This window comes from Tatumella saanichensis (assembly GCF_000439375.1).
Classification (GTDB): domain Bacteria; phylum Pseudomonadota; class Gammaproteobacteria; order Enterobacterales; family Enterobacteriaceae; genus Tatumella; species Tatumella saanichensis.
Map to the genome: position 1 here is coordinate 17,758 of NZ_ATMI01000009.1, position 17,762 is coordinate 35,519.

Genomic DNA, 17,762 nt, shown 5'->3' on the forward strand with positions numbered 1-17,762 from the left:
AGAAAAAAGGGGATTTTAATTATCTGCGGCCCGAAAGCAAACGTTTGCCAAGCCAAGACGAAAAAAATTATACGTTGGTAAAGCGTCCGGTAGCCGGTAACCAGCGTTCTATTAGTGCGGCAGACTGCTCGGGGTATTGCTGGTGGAGGTGGCGGGCTATTCGTTGAATAGCGGGGATCATCGCCTGATCACGCAGCAGATCGGCCACGCGGAACTCTGCATTACCGGTCTGGCGGGTCCCCAGCAATTCACCTGGCCCGCGGATTTCCAGATCATACTGGGCAATCACGAAGCCATCGTTACTGTCACGTAGCACCTGCAGGCGCTTCTGGGCCGTTTTACTGAGCGGGGACTTATACAACAACACACAGTGGGAGGCGACTGCGCCACGGCCCACCCGGCCACGTAACTGATGTAACTGTGCCAGACCAAGACGTTCCGGATTTTCGATAATCATCAGGCTCGCATTAGGTACATCCACACCCACTTCAATAACGGTAGTGGCGACCAGTAACTGGATCTGATTGTCTTTAAACTGCTGCATAATCGCCTGCTTTTCCGCAGGTTTCATCCGGCCATGTACTAGACCGATTTTCATCTCTGGCAGGGCCAGTTGCAGTTCCTGGCAGGTCGCTTCGGCGGCCTGAGCCTCTAACTGCTCCGACTCTTCAATAAGCGTACACACCCAATAAGCCTGACGCCCCTGCTGACAGGCACTTTCCACGCGGCGGATAATCTCCTCGCGACGGGTATCGGGGATGGCCACGGTAGTAACCGGGGTCCGGCCGGGAGGCAGTTCATCAATGGTCGAGGTATCAAGATCTGCATAGGCCGTCATCGCCAGAGTCCGTGGGATAGGTGTGGCCGTCATGATCAGCTGGTGAGGATGGAACCCCTGCTGTTCACCTTTTTCCCACAGCGCCAGACGTTGATGGACACCAAAACGGTGCTGCTCGTCGATAATGACCAGTGCCAGACCGTTAAAACGGACCTGTTCCTGAAATAGCGCATGGGTGCCGACCACCATGGCTACCTGACCACTGGCGATGGCTTGCTGTTGTGCCTCACGGGCTTTGCCTTTCTGTTTACCCGCCAACCAGCCGACTTCTATCCCCAGCGGTGCTAGCCACTGACGGAAGTTATTGGCATGCTGCTCCGCGAGGAGTTCGGTAGGGGCCATCAGTGCCACTTGGTGTCCTTGGGCGATCACCGTCAGGGCGGCCAAGGCAGCCACCAATGTTTTACCGGAGCCAACATCTCCTTGCACCAGCCGTAGCATCGGATAATCTTTCGCCAAATCCTGCTCAATTTCTTGCACTACCCGCTGCTGTGCCCCGGTCGGGCTAAACGGCAGGGTCGCCAAAAAGCGGTTGGTCAGTGGCAGAGTGGCAGTGATCGGTTGGGCATGATAACGCTGAGCACCTGCTCTGACATCGAGCATACTCAGATTATGGGCCAGTAACTCTTCGGTGATCAGCCGCTGTTGCGCAGGATGTTTACCCTGCTCGAGGTCGGCCAATTGCAGTTCTGGTGGTGGACGATGCAGGGTACGTAAAGCATCGGTCAGTGACATCATACCGCCGCGCAGTTCAGCGGGCAGTAATTCGTGGGTCGGACAGCTTTCCAGTAAGGTCAGCGCCTGATCGGTGAGTTTACGTAAGGTCGCCTGACGGATCCCTTCTGTGGTCGGGTAGACCGGTGTCAGGGTTTCCTGCATTTCCGGGCTGGCCTGCTGGCCGGTAATGCGGTACTCCGGATGAATAATCTCAGCGCCGCGTTGCCCGCGTTTGATCTCACCGTAGGCCACCACATGGCTACCCGTGGCGAGGTTATTCTTCATACCCGCATTGAAGTTGAAAAAGCGCAGGGTTACGATGCCGCTGCCGTCGCTGATCTGACATACCAGCATCCGCCGGCGACCAAACGTCACTTCAGTGGAAAGCACCTCACCCTCAACGGTAGCATGGAGGCCGGGCAGTAAATCGTTAATGCGATAGAGTCGAGTACGATCTTCGTAGCGGGCAGGCAGGTGTAACAGCAAGTCCTGCAGATTATGCAGCCCGAGTTTTGCCAGTTTTGCTGCCTGACTGGCACCGACGCCGGTCAGGGTATTCAGCGGAATGGCGTCGAGCAGGCGGCCTTTCATTTTTTCTGCTTACGACTGTGGCCGGTGGCCTGCATGGCAGCCCACCACTGCTCGTCTGCTTCCGGTTCACCCTGCGCATTGATCCACGGGTAGGGCAGACCTTTCTGCCGAGCCACTCGCGCCAGTACCGGATAGCCGCCCTCGAACAGTAAGCGCTGTTGTTCGGCTTCGTCCAGCAAACAGTGTTGACGCTGGTACATGCCGGCATTTTGCCGCTGGCGCTGAGCTTCATAGAGGATTAGGGCACTGGCGACCGACACATTCAGCGACTGTACCATGCCCACCATCGGGATAATGATATCTTGATCGGCCAACGCCAAGGCTTCTTGGGTAATGCCGGTTTTCTCCTGACCCATCAGGATACAGGTCGGACGGGTATAATCGATATCGCGGAAATCGACGGCGTTATCCGACAAATGAGTCGCCAGTACCTGCATCCCTTGGGCTTTTACGGCAGTGACCGCATCGCCGATAGAGCGATGAGTGATCACATTGACCCAACTGTTACTGCCCGCAGAGGAGGACACCGCAGTGCGCATCCGATCACTGGGCCAGACAGCATGGACATGGTGAATACCGACAGCATCGGCGGTACGGACCACCGCCGCGACATTGTGCGGTTTATGCACTTGCTCCATACAGACGGTCAGGTCATGCTGGCGGCGCGCCAGCATTTCCGTTATCCGCGCAAAACGTTGCTCATTCATGCCGTTAGTTACGATTCCTGTGGACCTTGATCACATCCGGCATCACACGCAGCTTACGCATGATGTCCGCCAGATGAATACGGTCGCGGACGGTAAGACGGATAAAGGCACTGTACACCCGGCCGTCACGTTCTTCTGTGTTCAGGCTCTGAATATTGGAGTGACAGGTGTTGATCGCCGCGGTCAGATTCGCCAGTGCACCCTGATGATTCAGCATATCGACTTTAATTTCGGTCACAAAATCCTGCTCGGTCACCGTGTCCCATTCGACCGGCATAAACTTCTCGGCCTCTTTCTGGTAACCGCGGATATTGCGACAGGATTCGTGGTGCACCACCAAGCCTTTGCCCGGACTGACGTGGGCAACAATCGGGTCACCGGGGATCGGACGGCAGCATTTCGCAAAGGTGATTAGCACGCCATCAGCACCTTTGATCGGCAGCTTATGCTTTCTGGCATTAGATTTCGGCAATGGCTCTGCATTGTCGGCGGGCAGCAGATTTTTCGCCACCACCACACTCATGGCATTACCCAGCCCGATCTCTGCCAGCAGATCATCCAAGTTCGGCAGCTTCATGCGCTCCAGTTCTTTATGGATGTTTTCCTGTGGAATTTCAGCCAGTTTCTTACTGCCTCCCAGCGCATGGCTAAGCAGACGGCGGCCGAGACTGACGGACTCTTCACGTTTCAAGTTTTTCAGTAACTGACGGATTTTCGCGCGCGCTTTCGAGCTGACTACGAAGTTGAGCCAAGCCGCATTTGGACGCGCCCCCGGTGCAGTAATGATCTCGATAGTCTGGCCGCTGGTCAGTGGCTGTGACAGCGGATAAGGCTGGCGGTCGACACGCGCCCCGACGCAGGCATGACCGATATCGGTATGTACCGCATAGGCGAAGTCCACCGGGGTGGCGCCAGCCGGTAGCTCGACAATCCGCCCTTCAGGGGTGAAGACATAAATTTCGTCTGGGAACAGGTCAGACTTGACACTTTCGATAAATTCGAAGGAATTCCCAGCACTTTGCTGTAGTTCCAGCAAACTTTGTAACCAGCGCTGGGCACGAACTTGGGCGGTGGTGGAACCACTTTCGCCCGGCGCTTTATAAGCCCAATGCGCTGCGACCCCCATTTCGGCCATCTGATCCATATCTTCGGTACGGATCTGCACTTCAACCGGTACACCATGTGGACCGATCATCGAAGTGTGCAGTGACTGATAGCCGTTGGCTTTGGGAATGGCGATATAATCTTTAACACGGCCCGGACGAGGCTTGTAGAGACTGTGCATCTGTCCGAGAACGCGGTAACAGGTATCCACATCTTTGACGATGACGCGGAAGGCGTAGATATCCATAATTGAGTGAAAACGCTGCTCTTTTAAGTGCATTTTCTGATAAATCGAGTAGAGATGTTTCTCCCGACCACTGACGCGGCAAGGGATCCCCGACTCCTGAAGACGCCCATCGATTTCAGACAGGATCTTCTGGATCATCTCTTTACGGTTGCCGCGGGCTGCCTTGACCACCTCTTTGATCACCCGGTAACGGTTCGGATAGAGGGCTTCAAAGCCTAACTCTTCCAGTTCGGTTTTCAGGTGATGAATACCCAGACGATGGGCTAAGGGACTGTATATTTCCAGCGTTTCCAGGGCGATACGCCGCCGCTTGTCCGGACGCAGCGACCCAAGGGTGCGCATATTGTGGGTCCGGTCTGCCAGTTTGATTAAGATGACCCTGATATCCTGTACCATGGCCATAATCATCTTACGGAAGTTTTCTGCCTGGGCTTCTTTCTTGTCACGGAATTTCAGCTTATCCAGTTTGGATACGCCATCGACTAACTCGGCAACGCTTTTCCCGAATAGCTGTTCCATGTCTTGGTAGGTCGCCGGAGTATCTTCGATCACGTCATGCAGTAATGCGGCCATCAGTGTTTCATGGTCGAGGCGCATTTCGGCGAGAATACAGGCAACGGCTACCGGATGCGTGATGTAAGGTTCACCGCTGGAACGCGTCTGACCCTCGTGGGCATCACGGGCAACAAGATAGGCCTGCCGGAGGCGTTTAATTTGATCCTCGGGCAGGTATTTTTCAATCAGTTGATTGAGGCTTTCAAACAGATACAAGGGCGGCCTTCAACAGTCAGATTAACGATGACCTTCAGCAATCGCGGTCACAGCCTGGAGTTCGGCGGTTTCCTGCTCATGCTGTTCTTGACGATCACGCACATCCAAGATCTGGTTAGTGATCAGGCCTTCTTCGATTTCGCGTAATGCGATAACCGTTGGTTTATCGTTTTCTTCTGGAACCAGGGCATCTTTGCCACCGACCTGCATCTGACGTGCTCGACGTGCAGCGACCAGTACCAGGTCAAAACGGTTTCCAACTTTTTCTACTGCGTCCTGAACGGTTACGCGTGCCATAAATGTGCTACTCCACAGGTGAAGAAATGACTGGGCATAATACTGAAACCAAGTTCAGTGTGCCAATAATTTGCTGATTAATGCATCATGTCGGGCTTTTTGACGATTCATTCGCAGACGCTCTGCGCGGATGATCGTTTTCAGGTCAGACAGCGCCAGATCAAAGTCATCATTAACGATCAGATAATCGTACTCTGCGTAATGACTCATCTCATCTACCGCTTTCGCCATACGTTTGACGATAACGTCTTCGCTGTCTTGGCCACGGCCACGCAGACGGCGATCGAGTTCATCTTTCGATGGCGGAAGAACGAAAATTGTCCGTGCCGCAGGCATCTGTGCACGGATCTGTTGTGCGCCCTGCCAGTCAATATCAAGAAAAACATCAACGCCGGTCGCCAGTACCTGCTCAATCGCTTTGCGAGAGGTGCCGTAGTAGTTACCAAACACCTCTGCGTATTCCAAGAAGGCGCCGTCTGCGATCATTGCGCGGAACTCTTCTTTAGAGACGAAGAAATAGTGATCACCCTGCACTTCGCCGGGGCGCATGTCCCGTGTGGTATGGGAAACGGAGACCTGAGTGTCATACAGCGGCTGGGTTTTCAGCAGTGCTGTGATCAGGCTTGATTTACCCGCGCCGCTGGGGGCGGAAACAATAAACAGTGTACCTTGAGCCATGATTTTCTTGAATTGAGTAAAGAGCGGGGACAATATCTTTACCATTATACACAGCCACAGGCTCATAAGCAGCGTTTGCATGCATTTTGCTGAATATTTCTTCTCAGAGCCCTGGAAAGCGGCGCGGGATCGGATCTTTTTTTCAGGTGCGCATCACGGATCTGATCGAAATGATCTGGCGAATTCCTTAAGACGGTTGCAGTGTGGCAGCCTGTTTTTGCTGTCATAAAAGTGTCATATTTCGGACATATTGCTGTCATCAAACTGTCCTATTTTCATCGTGCAGTACAATCCGATATCTGAATCACCGGCTGAACGCCGGGACATCATTCCCTCGGAGGGACTATGAGACTGAAACAAACCACAGCAGCCCGGGTATTGGCGGCAACTCTGTCTGTCACAGCGGTCTCTGCGATGGCTGCGACCAATTTAACTGGCGCTGGCGGCACCTTCCCTGCACCGGTCTACGCCCGCTGGGCAGCGGATTATCAGAAAACCGATGGCAGCCAGGTAAACTATCAGGGTATCGGTTCTTCCGGTGGCGTAAAACAGATCATTGCCAAAACCGTCGATTTCGGGGCTTCCGATGCACCACTGAACGATGCGGATTTGCAGAAAAATGGCCTGTTCCAATTTCCAACGGTGATCGGAGGAGTGGTGTTGGCTGTGAACCTGCCTGGCATTAAATCCGGAGAACTGACACTGGACGGTCAGACCGTGGGGGATATTTACCTCGGCAAAATCAAAAAGTGGAATGACCCGGCAATTGTTCGCCTTAACCCAGGCATTAAACTACCTGCCAGTAGCATTAATGTCGTGCGCCGTGCCGATGGTTCAGGGACGTCCTTTGTCTTTACCAGCTATCTGTCAAAAGTGAATGCCGACTGGCAGTCTACCATTGGTAAAGGTAATACCGTTAACTGGCCGGTCGGACTGGGGGGTAAAGGCAATGACGGTGTCGCAGCCTTTGTCCAACGTCTGCCAGGATCTATCGGTTATGTGGAATATGCCTACGCTAAGCAGAATAACCTGACCTACACCAAGCTTGTGGATGCAGACGGTAAAGCGGTATTGCCTTCTGAAACCAGCTTCAGTAATGCGGCTAAAGGGGCTGACTGGCAAAAAAGCTTCGCTCAGGACCTGACTTACCAGAAAGGTGATGATGCCTGGCCTATCTCTTCAACCACTTTTATTCTTGTGTATAAAAAGCAGAATGACGCCACTAAGGGTGCCGCAGTGTTAAAATTCTTTGATTGGGCCTACAACCAAGGGAATAAAACCGCTGCCAGCCTGGATTATGCACCTCTGCCAGCCTCGGTCGTTTCGCAAATTCGTGCAGCGTGGAAAACCAATATAACGGATAGTCAGGGTAACGCGCTGTATCAGTAACGACTTCAGTGCGATGACTCACTATTTCCGGGCGGCGTTCGCCGCCCGATCCATTGTCAGCAGAGAGTGTTATGGCGGAAAGAAAGCCAGTTTTCAAAGCGCCAGGTAAACAGGGCGATATCCTCTTCGGTGCACTGGTAAGACTCTGTGCGCTGATTGTGTTGCTGCTGCTTGGCGGCATTATCGTTTCACTGATTATCTCTTCATTACCGAGTATCCATAAATTTGGATTCTCCTTCCTGTGGAATAAAACCTGGGATGCGCCCAATGAGCAGTTTGGTGCGCTAGTCCCCATTTACGGTACGGTAGTCACTTCGTTCATTGCCTTGCTGATTGCCGTCCCCGTGAGTTTTGGGATCGCTCTGTTTCTCACCGAGCTCTCCCCAGGCTGGTTACGCCGTCCGCTGGGGACCGCCATTGAACTGCTGGCTGCTATTCCGAGTATCGTCTATGGGATGTGGGGCTTATTTGTGTTTGCACCGCTGTTTGCCGAATACTTTCAGACCCCGGTCGGGGATTTGCTCTCCTCGGTGCCTGTTATCGGTAGCCTGTTTTCCGGCCCGGCTTTCGGTATCGGTATTTTGGCCGCTGGGGTGATCTTGGCCATTATGATCATTCCCTATATCGCTTCGGTCATGCGTGATGTCTTCGAACAAACCCCAGTAATGATGAAAGAGTCCGCCTATGGGTTAGGCTGTACCACGTGGGAAGTGGTGCGCCATGTCGTGCTCCCCTTTACCCGTAATGGGGTAATTGGCGGCATTATGCTGGGGCTGGGGCGCGCCTTGGGTGAGACCATGGCCGTGACCTTTATTATCGGCAATACCTACCAACTGGATAGCGCGTCCCTGTATATGCCGGGTAACAGCATTACCTCGGCACTGGCCAACGAATTCGCCGAAGCCGAATCTGGGCTGCATGTGGCGGCATTGATGGAACTGGGCTTGATCCTGTTCTTTATCACCTTTGTAGTGCTGGCGATCTCTAAGCTGATGATTTTACGGCTGGCAAAAAGTGAAGGAGGGCGCTCATGACATTGCCATCACAGAGCGCACTGGCGGCATCCCGCCGCAAAATGCAATCGCGGCGCAGCCTGAAGAACCGTATCGCGATCGGTCTGTCCTTATTGACGATGGCCTTTGGCCTGTTCTGGCTGATTTGGATCCTGTGGACCACGGTCTCCCGAGGGATGAGTGGGCTGTCTATTGATCTGTTTACCCAGCCGACCCCGCCACCGAATACCGATGGGGGGGGCCTGTCGAATGCCTTGGCTGGCAGTGGATTACTGATCCTTTGGGCCACGTTGGTCGGCACGCCGCTGGGTATTATGGCAGGAATTTATTTGGCGGAGTATGGACGGAAATCACTGCTGGCCGGCGTGATCCGCTTTATTAATGACATTCTGCTGTCTGCGCCCTCGATCGTGATCGGGCTGTTTGTCTACACCTTGGTGGTCGCGCGCATGCATCACTTCTCAGGTTGGGCCGGTGTGATCGCGTTGGCATTGTTACAGGTGCCTATCGTTATCCGCACCACCGAAAATATGATGAAACTGGTGCCAGACCAGATGCGTGAGGCGGCTTATGCTCTAGGAACGCCAAAGTGGAAAATGATACTGGCGATCACCCTGAAAGCTTCCATATCGGGGATCATCACCGGGGTATTGTTGGCTATCGCCCGTATTGCTGGGGAAACAGCACCCCTGTTGTTTACGGCACTGTCTAACCAGTTCTGGAGCACCGATATGTCGCAGCCGCTGGCTAACCTGCCGGTGACTATCTACAAATTTGCCATGAGTCCATTTTCTCAGTGGCAAAACCTCGCTTGGGCGGGGGTACTGATTATCACCCTGTGCGTATTACTGCTGAATATTGTGGCACGGTGTATTTTTGCCAAGCGTAAATCCTGATGTGACGGCGCGGCTAGCGGCGGCGCGGTATAAGAGAGACTGAAGATGAATAGGCTTAATACCCATACTTCCTCGGCGAAAATTCAGGTCAAAGACCTAAATTTCCACTATGGAAAATTTCATGCCCTGAAAAACGTCAATCTGGAGATTGCCCGTAATCAGGTAACCGCCTTTATCGGCCCTTCCGGTTGTGGGAAATCGACGCTGTTACGCACCTTTAATAAGATGTATCAGCTCTATCCGGATCAGCGTGCCGACGGGGAAATTCTGCTGGATGGGGAAAATATTCTCAGCCACAGCCAAGACATCGCCCTATTACGGGCCCGGGTCGGAATGGTCTTTCAGAAGCCGACGCCGTTCCCGATGTCGATTTATGACAACATTGCTTTTGGGGTACGGCTATTTGAAAAGCTCTCCCGTGCAGAGATGGATGAACGCGTACAGTGGGCGCTGACGAAAGCAGCGTTATGGACAGAGACCAAAGATAAGCTGAATCAGAGTGGTTATAGCCTGTCCGGTGGTCAGCAACAGCGTCTGTGTATCGCCCGTGGTATCGCTATCCGTCCGGAAGTGCTGTTACTGGATGAGCCTTGCTCAGCCCTGGACCCTATCTCCACTGGCCGTATCGAAGAACTGATCAGTGAACTGAAACAGGACTACACCGTGGTGATCGTTACCCACAACATGCAGCAGGCGGCACGCTGTTCTGATCATACGGCGTTTATGTATATGGGGGAACTGATTGAATTCAGTGATACCGATACGCTGTTTACCAAGCCGTCCCGTAAACAGACGGAAGATTATATTACTGGACGCTATGGCTAATACCGCCACTGTAATGTGTAGCCAGCCTGATATGCCGATAAACACGGGAGACCCCGATGGACAGCCTTAATTTAAATAAACATATCTCTGGGCAGTTTAACGCCGAACTGGAACATATCCGCACTCAAGTGATGATCATGGGCGGGCTGGTGGAGCAGCAACTGACGGATGCTATTACCGCCATGCAGACCATGGACGGCGAGCTGGCGCAGCGGGTGATTGATGACGACCAAAAAGTAAACCGCATGGAAGTGGAAATCGATGAACACTGCGTACGGATTATTGCCAAACGCCAGCCGACCGCCAGTGATTTACGCATGGTGATGGCGATCATCAAAACCATTTCCGAACTGGAACGTATCGGCGATGTGGCAGAGAAAATCAGCCGCACCGCATTGGAGAAGTTCGGACAGACCCATCAGCCGTTACTGGTCAGCTTGGAATCCCTAGGCCGCCATGCGGTACAGATGCTGCACGATGTACTGGATGCATTCACCCGTATGGACCTGAATGCGGCGGTGCAGATCTATCGGGAGGATAAAAAAGTCGATAAAGAGTACGAAGGCATTATCCGTCAATTAATGACCTATATGATGGAAGACCCTCGTACCATTCCCAGCGTGCTGACAGCATTGTTTTGTGCCCGCGCCATCGAACGTATCGGTGATCGCTGCCAAAATATCTGTGAAATTATTTTCTATTTTGTCAAAGGGCAGAATTTCCGTCATCTGGGCGGCGATAAACTGAACGTCCTACTGGGCGATGAGCCGGATAGCCAGCCCCACGTTTGATCCTGGTAGGCGGCGTAACCCCGTCGCCTGTTTTTTCATCTCGCATAGCATCTGTGCACGCATCTTTTTATACTCCTCCCACTCCTTCCTTACTGATTTTACGGATACAGACGTGCACAACAAAAAAACGGTAACTCCGGCGAAAGCCATGCTAGCGGCCATCAGTGGCTATGCGATGGATGGTTTCGACCTCTTGATCCTCGGGTTCATGCTGCCAGCGATTAGCGCATCGTTGTCGCTTAACTACTCACAGGCCGGTGCGCTGGTCACTTGGACGCTAATCGGGGCGGTGGTCGGAGGGATCCTGTTTGGTGCCTTGAGTGACCGCTACGGGCGGATGAAAATCCTGACCCTGACTATTTTGATGTTCTCGGTCTTTACCGGCCTGTGTGCCATCGCCCGCGGCTATCACGATCTGCTGCTATACCGTACCTTGGCCGGTGTCGGTCTGGGTGGCGAGTTTGGTATCGGTATGGCACTGATTGCCGAGGCTTGGCCCGTCAGTAAACGTAACCGTGCATCGGCCTGGGTAGGGATCGGCTGGCAGGGGGGAGTGTTAATGGCTGCTTTCCTCACTCCGCTGTTACTGACGTATATCAGTTGGCGCGGTATGTTCCTGGTGGGGTTAGTCCCGGCGTTGTTTTCGTTTTTTATCCGTCGCGGTCTCGGGGAGCCGGAAGGTTTTACCCGTGAAATGGCGCAGGCACCGGCACTCTCCTTTATCGCTCGCCTGAAACTGCTGTGTAAGGATGTCCCGACCACCAAAGCCAGCTTAGGTATTTTTATCCTCTGCTCGGTCCAAAATTTCGGTTACTACGGACTGATGATCTGGATGCCGGGTTATCTGTCGAAAATGTTCGGTTTCAGCCTTACCAAATCTGGGGTCTGGACAGCCGTTACGGTGCTGGGAATGACGCTGGGGATTGCGCTGTTTGGCTGGTTGGCCGATCGCTTTTCCCGCCGTTCGGTCTTTATTGTCTATCAGTTGGGGGCAGTCATTATGGTGATCGTTTATGCGCAGTTGACTGACCCGACGCTGATGTTAGTGGCCGGAGCGGTAATGGGGATGTTTGTGAATGGCATGATTGGTGGCTACGGTGCGCTGATCTCTGATACCTATCCGGCTGCTGCCCGGGCCACGGCGCAGAACGTACTGTTCAATGCTGGCCGGGCAGTGGGTGGCCTTGGGCCGGTGGTGATCGGCATGCTGGCTTCTCAGTGGTCGTTCAGCGCAGCCATTACCCTGCTGGCCTCGATCTATGTGCTGGATATGCTTGCCACCCTTCTGCTGCTACCTCGATCTCGAGGAAGTGAGGATTCGCTGGGTGCCATCGGGTAAGGTGATTGGCCTATTGAGATCACAAAAAAGTCGAGTAATAGGGTGCGATACACAGTTTGAGGACCCTGCGCAGGCGGACTACTGATTTTTCAGGCAAGATAAGTCTTCGGACGCTGTTATCACTGGTTGAGGCGATCAGCGGCCTAAAAGGAGGGAAGCATGGAAATAACCGCACTATTCTGGTTCTGGGTGGCGATTGCGGCGATCTTCGGCCTGATTGAACTCTTTACCGTCACATTTTTCGGTCTATGGATGGCGCTGGCGGCCCTGGTTCCGGCAATCACTGTGCTGATGGTGCCGCAATTAGCGGTAGTTCCACAGGTTGTGCTCTGGCTGGTAGCGTCTCTGCTGTGCGCATGGATCTGGGTTCGCTGGGTACGCAGTCCGCCGGAACCTTTTATCGCCGAACCTCTCATCGGCCAGCAGGGACTGTTGGCCTCCGCGTTAGAGCCTGGCAGCAGCGGGATACTCCTGCTGATGAAACCGGTGCTGGGGCGGCAAGAGTGGCCCTGCATCAGTGATCAGCCCTTAGCCCGTCAGGCCCGAGTCCGAGTCGTGGCTATGGTAGACAATGGCCAGGTCAAAGTAGCAGCGGTTTAACCTTTAAGATATCCCAAGGAGGATAGCGTATGACACCGGGACTGATTGCGATTTTCTTACTGATTATTTTGCTAGCGATTTCGTTTTTTAAATGTGTCCGTATTGTCCCTCAGGCGGACCAGTGGATTGTCGAACGATTGGGTAAATACCACACCACCCTCAATCCGGGACTGAATATCTTGATCCCGTTTATTGATGTGGTGGCCTATAAGATGTCCGCCAAAGACCAAATGTTTGAAATCCAAGGGATTGAGGGGATCACCAAAGATAATGCTACCGTTGGGGTAAATGCCATCTGCTTTATCCGCGTGGCAGATCCCAACAAAGCAGCTTACGGGGTCGACAGTTACAGCGCGGCGGTACAGAATCTAGTCATGACCACCATCCGTAATGCGGTCGGCGGGATGAACCTCGATGATACCTTATCTAACCGTGACCAACTGGCGGTAACCCTGCGTGCCAATATGGAAGAGCAGATGAACGACTGGGGGCTGATCCTCAGAACCGTGGATATTCAGGATATCACTCCGTCAGATTCTATGCGCAAATCGATGGAGCAGCAGGCAGCGGCAGAGCGTGAACGTAAAGCGACCGAAACCCGCGCCGAAGGGAATAAAAATGCCGCTATTCGCGAAGCCGAAGGGAAAAAGCAGGCAATGATCCTTGATGCTGAAGCAAAACTCGAAGCTTCACGGCGTGAAGCTGAAGCCATTGAAACGCTGGCCGCCGGGCAGCGTAAAGCGACGGAACAGCTGGCTCAGGCACTGATCGCCGCCGGAGGCCATCAGGCTATGTCGTTCCAGCTGGCCAATAACTATGTAACTACCCTCGGGGAACTGTCGAAAAGTGATAATGCCAAGGTGGTGGCGATGCCCGCCGATCTAGCACAGGCTGTGGGCGGGCTACTGAATGCCGGTGCCTTGATGTCAGTCGGTGCTGAAGTTGCCAGCAGCAACCCGAACTCCCGCTCCCGGTGAGGTGTTACCACCGGCCCGGGAGGCCGGTGTTTTCTTTTACTTGCCGATACAGAAGCTGGAGAAGATCCGGCCTAGCAGATCATCGGCGGTAAATTCACCGGTGATTTCACTCAACGCCTGCTGAGCGAGGCGAAGTTCTTCCGCTAACAACTCGCCGGCACGGGCACCTAGTAATTGGTCACGGCCCTGTAACAGGTGAACATTGGCTAATTCCAGCGCTTCCAGATGACGGCGGCGGGCAATAAAACCGCCTTCGACATTACCGGCAAAACCCATGCTCTCTTTTAGGTGGTCACGCAAGGTCTCCACGCCCGCCCCGGAACGCGCAGACAGACGGATCAGGGTATGGTGACTGGAGGTATCTGCCCCCGCTGCTTCGCCGGTGACATCCGCTTTATTACGGATCACGGTGACCGGCATCGCCGCAGGTAAACGGGCGATAAACTCCGGCCAGATCGCCTGTGGATCGGTTTCGGCAGTCGTGGTCCCGTCCACCATAAACAGCACATGATCAGCCTGTTCGATCTCCTGCCAAGCACGCTCGATACCGATACGCTCGACTTCATCGCTGGCTTCACGCAGTCCAGCGGTATCGATAATATGCAGTGGCATACCGTCGATATGGATATGCTCGCGTAGGACATCGCGGGTGGTCCCGGCAATGTCAGTAACAATGGCCGCTTCTCTGCCCGCCAGTGCATTCAGTAGACTGGATTTTCCGGCGTTAGGCCGTCCGGCGATCACTACTTTCATCCCTTCGCGTAACAGGCTGCCTTGACGGGCTTCCTGACGGACATGGTTTAGATCACTGATCACGCCGTCCAGTTGGGCTTCGATTTTACCGTCAGACAGAAAATCGATCTCTTCGTCTGGAAAATCGATGGCGGCTTCCACATAAATCCGCAGGTGGGTAAGGGCTTCAACCAGACCATTGACCCGCTGTGAGAAGACCCCTTGTAAGGAGTTGACCGCCGAACGGGCAGCCTGTTCGGAACTGGCATCGATCAGGTCGGCGATAGCTTCGGCCTGTGCCAGGTCCAGTTTATCATTGAGGAAGGCACGCTCCGAGAACTCACCCGGTCTGGCAATACGCAGGCCGGGGAGGGCGACGATACGTTTCAGCAGCAGGTCGAGGATCACCGGACCGCCGTGTCCCTGTAATTCCAGCACATCTTCGCCGGTGAAGGAGTTCGGTCCCGGGAACCACAGGGCAATGCCTTGGTCCAGTACCGTGCCATCTGCTTCGCGGAACGGCAGATAATCGGCATAGCGGGCTTTCGGTAGTTTACCCAGGATCTGTTCTGCGACGCTGGCCGCTTTCGGGCCGGAAATACGCAAGATGCCGACCCCGCCACGACCCGGTGGGGTTGCCTGGGCGACGATGGTATCGCTGTGGCTCATAACTGTTCTCTCTTTACCAATAAAAAAAGGCGGTCAAATGACCGCCTTATCCTATCCTGAGTTGTCAGGAGGGTCACGCAGACTGGCTGCGTGTCCGCTGTCAGGCTTTTTTCTTACGGCTGTGCAGTCCGCGTTTTTCCAGTCCACGATAAATCAGCTGCTGCTGAAGAATGGTGACCAGGTTGCTGACGATATAGTACAGCACCAGACCGGATGGGAACCACAGGAAGAACACCGTAAAGATAACCGGCATAAAGGTCATGATCTTCTGCTGAGTCGGATCAGTGACGGTGGTCGGTGACATCTTCTGAATAAAGAACATGGTCACACCCATCAGGATTGGCAGGATGTAGTACGGGTCCTGCGCTGATAGGTCATGGATCCACAGGATAAACGGCGCATGGCGCAGTTCAACCGAGCCTGACAGCATGTAATACAGTGCCAGGAAGATTGGCATCTGGATCACTAGCGGCAGACAGCCACCCAGCGGATTCACTTTTTCTTCTTTATACAGCGCCATCATTTCCTGGCTGATACGCTGCTTATCGTCACCCAAGCGCTCACGCATTGCCTGAATTTTCGGTTGCAGCATGCGCATTTTCGCCATAGAGGTGTATTGCGCACGGGTCAGCGGGTACATGATACCGCGAACGATAAAGGTGATCACGATAATGGAGAAGCCCCAGTTACCGATAAAGCTGTGGATAAACTTCAGCAGCTTAAACAGTGGCTGAGAGATAAACCATAACCAACCGTAATCAACGGTTAAATCCAGGTGCGGAGACACTGCCGCCATCTGATCCTGAATTTCAGGACCAACCCACAGGGTTGAGTTCAGATCCTGCTGCGTGCCCGGGGCAATCGTCACCGGCGCGGATTTATAACCAATCGCCGCGACACCGTTACCCAAGTTACTGGTGTACAGGGTATTGCTTCCGGCAGTGCGTGGTACCCAAGCTGTCGCAAAGTACTGCTGCAGCATGGCAACCCAGCCATTGTCAGTATTGGTATTCAGGTTTTCGTTATCGGCAATGGTATCGAATTTATACTTTTCATACTTTTCGTTGCTGGTGGAGTAAGCCGCACCACGGAAAGTGTGTAAAGCAAAGTTCTTGCTGCCGGTATCGCGCGCTTTTGGCAGGTCGATAGTCTGCTTCAGCTGACCAAACATCGACACTTCCAGAGGCTGAGTGGAGACGTTGTTGACGTGGTAATCCACATCTACCGCGTAACCGCCGCGCTTAAAGATGAAGGTTTTGGTGTAGACAACGCCGTCCTGACCGGTCCAAGTCAGAGGAACACGCAGTTCCGCCTGACCATCAGCCAACTGATAGCTTTGCTGGGCCGCCGTATACAGGGGCCGGGCACCGTTAGACGGGTTATCCGGACCGTTACGACCGGTCAAACCGCTCTGGGCCTGATACAGGAAGTCAGGCGAGGTTTCCAGCAACTGGAAAGGCTGAGAAGAGCCCAGTTTGTCAGAGTAGGCCAGCAGCTGTGCCTGCTCGACATCACCGCCACGGGTATTGATTTCAACAGACAGAACATCTGTCTTAACAGTAATCGTTTTGCCTTCACCACTGGCGGGCACGCCCTGGTTTGCGACATCACCTGCGGTGCTGTTCGTATTCTGAGTAGTCTGAGTTTGCGCTGGCTGAGGATTGTGGTCCGTCTGCCAGGCTTGCCAGATCATAAAAGACACGAACAGAAAAGCGATGAAAAAGAGATTGCGTTGCGAATCCATCGTTAGTTTTCTCTGGTATCAGTGTTTTTTGGCGGCACAGGATCGTCACCACCCGAATGTAAAGGGTGGCATTTTAATACGCGTTTCACCGTCAACCAACTGCCTTTTACCATTCCGAAACGACGTAAGGCTTCGATACTGTAATGGGAACAGGTTGGATTGAAACGGCAATGAGGCCCCAGCAGAGGACTTATTGCCCGTTGATAAACGCGGATTAAAACAATCAGGAGCCGCGCACCAGGCGACAATGACGACGCCATAATTTCTCCAACACTTCCGTCAGCGTTTGATTATCCAGCTCAGCGATCCCTTTTTTGGCAACAATCACAAAATCCATCGCCGGAAGCTCGTGCTGACGCAAACGAAAGCTTTCCCGGGTTAAGCGTTTAATCCGGTTGCGTTCATGGGCGCGTTTCACGTGTTTCTTTGCGACGGTAAGACCGATGCGAGGATGCCCCAGGGAATTCTGGCGGCCGAGAATGGTCAATTGCGGCGTACCAGCACGTTGCGGCTGCTGGAAGACGAAAGTGAAATGATTGGGAGTTAACAAACGTAACTCCCTGGGAAATGCGAGCTTACCCATCAGGGTTCGCTTTATTACTTAGAAACGGTCAGACGAGCACGGCCTTTAGCACGACGACGTGCCAGAACCTGACGACCATTTTTAGTAGCCATACGAGCACGGAAGCCGTGAGAACGGTTGCGCTTCAGTACAGACGGTTGAAAAGTGCGTTTCATGGCGATTTCTACCTAAACTTGAGAATGTTCACTTGGTGACGCGTAGCAGAGTCAGTAAACCGACCGACGCCTCAGTGTATTTTAATTAAAGAGGCGGGA

At 53.5% G+C, this 17,762-nt stretch carries 18 protein-coding genes; 8 read left to right on the plus strand and 10 right to left on the minus strand.

Annotated elements, in window-relative coordinates:
* Positions 1-67: 67 nt before the first annotated feature.
* Genes recG through gmk form a run of 5 tightly spaced genes read right to left on the minus strand, consistent with a single transcriptional unit; the run spans position 68 to position 5,950 of the window.
* Positions 68-2,146, minus strand: a complete 2,079-nt coding sequence (gene recG, locus DW47_RS0104825; protein WP_029685250.1) for an ATP-dependent DNA helicase RecG — start codon at positions 2,144-2,146, stop codon at positions 68-70.
* A complete protein-coding gene (gene trmH / locus DW47_RS0104830) occupies positions 2,143-2,853 on the minus strand; it encodes a tRNA (guanosine(18)-2'-O)-methyltransferase TrmH (protein WP_029685251.1) in 711 nt (236 codons plus the stop codon). The genes recG and trmH overlap by 4 nt, the downstream gene beginning before the upstream one ends.
* Positions 2,854-2,857: 4 nt before the next feature.
* Positions 2,858-4,975: a bifunctional GTP diphosphokinase/guanosine-3',5'-bis pyrophosphate 3'-pyrophosphohydrolase gene (spoT, locus tag DW47_RS0104835; RefSeq protein WP_029685252.1), complete on the minus strand. Its 2,118-nt coding sequence runs from the start codon at positions 4,973-4,975 to the stop codon at positions 2,858-2,860.
* Between the two features lie 21 nt (positions 4,976-4,996).
* Complete coding sequence (gene rpoZ / locus DW47_RS0104840) at positions 4,997-5,272, minus strand: DNA-directed RNA polymerase subunit omega (protein WP_029685253.1); 276 nt, start codon at positions 5,270-5,272, stop codon at positions 4,997-4,999.
* Between the two features lie 54 nt (positions 5,273-5,326).
* The gene (gene gmk / locus DW47_RS0104845) at positions 5,327-5,950 is read right to left on the minus strand and encodes a guanylate kinase (protein WP_029685254.1); all 624 of its coding nucleotides are present in this window, start codon (positions 5,948-5,950) and stop codon (positions 5,327-5,329) included.
* Between the two features lie 345 nt (positions 5,951-6,295).
* Between gmk and pstS the strand changes: the two genes are divergently transcribed.
* The 8 genes from pstS (at position 6,296) to DW47_RS0104885 (ending at position 13,780) form a co-directional block, all read left to right on the plus strand.
* Complete coding sequence (gene pstS, locus DW47_RS0104850; RefSeq protein ID WP_029685255.1) at positions 6,296-7,339, plus strand: phosphate ABC transporter substrate-binding protein PstS; 1,044 nt, start codon at positions 6,296-6,298, stop codon at positions 7,337-7,339.
* A gap of 71 nt (positions 7,340-7,410) precedes the next feature.
* Positions 7,411-8,373, plus strand: a complete 963-nt coding sequence (gene pstC, locus DW47_RS0104855; RefSeq protein ID WP_029685256.1) for a phosphate ABC transporter permease PstC — start codon at positions 7,411-7,413, stop codon at positions 8,371-8,373.
* Complete coding sequence (pstA, locus tag DW47_RS0104860; RefSeq protein WP_029685257.1) at positions 8,370-9,248, plus strand: phosphate ABC transporter permease PstA; 879 nt, start codon at positions 8,370-8,372, stop codon at positions 9,246-9,248. The genes pstC and pstA overlap by 4 nt, the downstream gene beginning before the upstream one ends.
* A 45-nt stretch (positions 9,249-9,293) precedes the next feature.
* The gene (gene pstB / locus DW47_RS0104865; RefSeq protein ID WP_029685258.1) at positions 9,294-10,073 is read left to right on the plus strand and encodes a phosphate ABC transporter ATP-binding protein PstB; all 780 of its coding nucleotides are present in this window, start codon (positions 9,294-9,296) and stop codon (positions 10,071-10,073) included.
* Positions 10,074-10,129: 56 nt separating this feature from the next.
* Entirely contained in the window at positions 10,130-10,864 is a 735-nt protein-coding gene (gene phoU / locus DW47_RS0104870; RefSeq protein ID WP_029685260.1) for a phosphate signaling complex protein PhoU, read from the plus strand.
* Positions 10,865-11,012: 148 nt separating this feature from the next.
* Complete coding sequence (locus DW47_RS0104875) at positions 11,013-12,203, plus strand: MFS transporter (RefSeq protein ID WP_051150831.1); 1,191 nt, start codon at positions 11,013-11,015, stop codon at positions 12,201-12,203.
* Between the two features lie 159 nt (positions 12,204-12,362).
* Positions 12,363-12,803, plus strand: coding sequence for an NfeD family protein (locus DW47_RS0104880; RefSeq protein WP_029685262.1), 441 nt, complete (start codon positions 12,363-12,365; stop codon positions 12,801-12,803).
* 29 nt (positions 12,804-12,832) lie between these two features.
* Positions 12,833-13,780 carry an SPFH domain-containing protein gene (locus DW47_RS0104885; protein WP_051150830.1) on the plus strand — a complete coding sequence of 316 codons (948 nt, stop codon included), beginning with the start codon at positions 12,833-12,835 and terminating at the stop codon, positions 13,778-13,780.
* A gap of 36 nt (positions 13,781-13,816) precedes the next feature.
* Here DW47_RS0104885 and mnmE read toward each other — a convergent pair whose 3' ends face one another.
* The 5 genes from mnmE to rpmH form a co-directional block, all read right to left on the minus strand.
* Positions 13,817-15,181, minus strand: coding sequence for a tRNA uridine-5-carboxymethylaminomethyl(34) synthesis GTPase MnmE (mnmE, locus tag DW47_RS0104890; RefSeq protein WP_029685264.1), 1,365 nt, complete (start codon positions 15,179-15,181; stop codon positions 13,817-13,819).
* A 100-nt stretch (positions 15,182-15,281) separates the two neighbouring features.
* Entirely contained in the window at positions 15,282-16,925 is a 1,644-nt protein-coding gene (gene yidC / locus DW47_RS0104895; RefSeq protein WP_029685265.1) for a membrane protein insertase YidC, read from the minus strand.
* Positions 16,926-16,927: 2 nt separating this feature from the next.
* Positions 16,928-17,185: a membrane protein insertion efficiency factor YidD gene (yidD, locus tag DW47_RS16865; RefSeq protein WP_071846609.1), complete on the minus strand. Its 258-nt coding sequence runs from the start codon at positions 17,183-17,185 to the stop codon at positions 16,928-16,930.
* On the minus strand, positions 17,149-17,508 hold the full coding sequence (rnpA, locus tag DW47_RS0104900; protein WP_029685267.1) for a ribonuclease P protein component: 360 nt from the start codon (positions 17,506-17,508) through the stop codon (positions 17,149-17,151). Before rnpA ends, yidD begins: the two co-directional genes overlap by 37 nt.
* A gap of 14 nt (positions 17,509-17,522) precedes the next feature.
* Positions 17,523-17,663 (minus strand): 50S ribosomal protein L34, encoded by a 141-nt coding sequence (gene rpmH, locus DW47_RS0104905; RefSeq protein WP_000831330.1) that lies wholly within the window; start codon positions 17,661-17,663, stop codon positions 17,523-17,525.
* Between the last annotated feature and the right edge of the window lie 99 nt (positions 17,664-17,762).